The sequence below is a fragment of the Dietzia sp. B44 genome (assembly GCF_014145245.1).
GTDB lineage: Bacteria > Actinomycetota > Actinomycetes > Mycobacteriales > Mycobacteriaceae > Dietzia > Dietzia natronolimnaea.
On record NZ_JAALEF010000194.1, the window covers coordinates 1 to 2,783 of the forward strand.

4 protein-coding genes are annotated in these 2,783 nt (G+C 70.4%); 3 read left to right on the forward strand and 1 reads right to left on the reverse strand.

Annotated features, from left to right (window positions below):
- On the forward strand, positions 1 to 461 hold a 461-nt coding region (locus tag G6017_RS07160; protein WP_182616686.1), incomplete at its 5' end, for a hypothetical protein.
- Between the two features lie 43 nt (positions 462 to 504).
- Complete coding sequence (locus G6017_RS07165; protein WP_179524646.1) at positions 505 to 1,656, forward strand: MalY/PatB family protein; 1,152 nt, start codon at positions 505 to 507, stop codon at positions 1,654 to 1,656.
- A 41-nt stretch (positions 1,657 to 1,697) separates the two neighbouring features.
- Here G6017_RS07165 and G6017_RS07170 read toward each other — a convergent pair whose 3' ends face one another.
- The gene (locus G6017_RS07170) at positions 1,698 to 2,174 is read right to left on the reverse strand and encodes a MaoC/PaaZ C-terminal domain-containing protein (protein WP_304814618.1); all 477 of its coding nucleotides are present in this window, start codon (positions 2,172 to 2,174) and stop codon (positions 1,698 to 1,700) included.
- Positions 2,175 to 2,366: 192 nt separating this feature from the next.
- On the opposite strand from G6017_RS07170, the gene G6017_RS07175 reads away from it, so the two are divergent.
- Positions 2,367 to 2,783 (forward strand): biliverdin-producing heme oxygenase (locus tag G6017_RS07175; RefSeq protein WP_206682424.1); only part of this gene is annotated, 417 nt, incomplete at its 3' end.

Sequence of the window (2,783 nt, forward strand, 5' to 3'; positions counted from 1 at the left end):
GGGCGTCGTTCGTCCCTGGTCACGGCGTCGAACTGGCGCCCGGGCAGACCATCACCCCGGACCAGCCGGCGTTCTGGATGATCGGCGACCGGGTCCGACTGCTCTCACCGCACGGGTCCTCTCGCCCGCTGTTCTGCACGAACGACCGCGGCCACCCGTACGGGCGGTGTTGGCAGCTCGACCCGGACGGCGGCCTTGTGGAGCTGCGGCACAACAGCGTGGTCAACGACGTCTGGCACTCACTCTTCACGCAGACCGGGTCCACGACGTCGGCGTACACCGGCCTCTATGACCTCGCGCGGCGGATGGGCTGGATGACGACCTCCGGCGGGGTCTTCGTCCCCCCGCATTCCGGCGGCAGCCTCGCCGGCACCTATTCGACCACGATGCCGCTCTCCCCCCACGGTTCGAGTCCGGTGTGGGACGTGTGGGTGCATCCCGGGTACGTGCCCGGCAGCTGAGTAGCCTGGGGGTCCTGTGAACCCGGTCGAAAGGACCCCCGCCGTGCCGTTCCCCCTCGATGTCCCCGAGTCCGTCCTGCGCAGGCGCCGGAGCCAGAAGTGGGTGGCGTACCCGGAGGACGTCCTGCCGCTGTTCGTGGCGGAGACCGACGTCCTGCTGGCCCCGGCGATCCGGGAGCGTCTCGCCGCCGCCGTGGCCGACGGCGACACCGGGTACTTCGCGGAGATCGAGCGACTCGCCGGGGTGTGCGCCCGCTACTACTCCAGGTTCGGGTTCGACGTCCCGGAGGAGTCGGTGGTCCCCGTCAACGACGTCGGCGTGGGCGTCCGGGAATCACTCGCACGGATCCTGCCGGCCGGCAGCGGGGTGGTCTACACGCCGCCGGTCTACATGCCGTTCGGACCGTGGATCCGGCGCGTGGGGATGTCGCCCGTCGCGGTGCCACTGGTCGACCACGACGGCGAGGACCCGCGGCTGGACCTGGCGGGCATCGAGCGCGCCCTGGCCGACGGGGCCCGGGCCGTGCTCCTGAGCCACCCGCACAACCCCACGGGCGTCCTCCACTCCACGGCGGAGTTGGCCGGGCTCGCCGACCTGGCCGCACGATACGACGCCGTGGTGGTCTCCGACGAGATCTGGGCGCCCCTGACCATGCCCGGGGTCCGGTTTTCCTCGTTCCTGGCCGCCTCCGACACCGCCCGCGAGGTGGGCCTGGCCATCTCGTCGGCGTCCAAGGCGTTCAACCTCGCCGGCCTCAAGTGCGCGTTCGTGATCAACGGCAACCCGGAACGGTTCGAGGTGCGGCGCTCGGCACTGTCGGGCGCCGTGGGGCACTTCGGGGCGCTCGCCGCCGAGGCCGCGCTGACCGGGTCGCTGGACTGGCTGGAGAGCATGAACGCCGCACTGGCCGCGAACCTCGATCTGATGGACCGGCTCATGGCCGAGCATCTCCCCCGCGCCCGGTGGCGGCGGCCCGACGCCGGGTTCGTGGCGTGGCTGGACCTGCGCTCCTATCCCGGCCTCGGCGACGACCCCGCCGCGGCGTTCCTCGACGACGGCCGCGTGGCGCTGAGCAACGGCCCCGCCTTCGGCTCCCAGGGCAAGGGGTTCGCGCGCGTGAACTTCGCGTGCTCGGAGGAGCTCCTCACCGAGGCCTTCACACGGATGGGCCGCGTCGCCGCGGAGCGTGGCTGAGCACGGGGCACCGCACACCCACCTCACCCGGCTCACCCCGACTACCCCGCCTCCTCCTCCCGGGGGCGGGTGGGCCCGTGTCCACGGCGCCACAGGAACACCGTCATCGTGGCGGTCAGCACCACGGCCGCGTCCTGGTTGCGCATCTCCAGATCCATCGTCACCCGAGCTCTGGTCTCGTCCGGACTCACCTCCGTCACGTGTACCGAGCCGGTCACCGTGTCCCCCGGCCGGACAGGGGCCGTGAAGCGGAGACGGTCGAACCCCCGTCCGGCGATCACCGCCCACCTCGAGTAGACCGACTCGACGCAGAGCCGCTGGAGGACAGCCAGTGTGTGGATCCCGCTGGCCATCACACCGCCGTGGTGGCCGCCCGCGGCCGCCACGGGATCCGTGTGGAACCACTGCGGATCCCACTGCTGCGCGAAACCGACGATCTCCTCCTCCGTGAGGGTGAGATGCCCGAGCTCGAGACGATCACCCGGAGTCAGCTCGTCGGCGGTGACGATGGTGTCCACCCGATATCCCCTTCCATTCGACGACCGGCCTCCCGGGTAATTCCGCGACATCCGGATGCTCGCCTTTTCGGTCGGCACATTCCCGTCCGATCACCCGGCATTGTTCACGTTACTCAACATCAATACCGGTATGGCTATCCCCTTATTGTTGCCGTACTCTCTTTAGGCATACCTAACAAGCCCGGAGGGCAAATGGAGACGATCATTTCCGCACCCCTGTCGAGAGCATTACACGACTCGACGATGGCCGCGCACGAACAGGCGGAGAACGCCTCGTTCATCACCCGCCTGATGAACGGCGAGGGCACGCCGGAAGGTCTGGTGGCACTCCTGCGGCAGTCACTCCCCGTCTACGAGGCCCTCGAGGACGCCTGCCGCCGGGCCGGCACCGACCCACGCCTGTCGGCCATCCTCGATCCGCGCCTCGACCGGGCCGACGCCCTGCGTGCCGACCTGGAGTCGCACCGCGCCCAGGGGCGCACCTACGACCTCCTGGTCCCCGCCACCGAGGCCTACGCGGCCGAGCTGCACGCGTGTGCCACCGACCCCGCCGCCCTGATCGGGCACCACTACGTCCGCTACCTCGGCGACCTCTCGGGCGGGCAGATC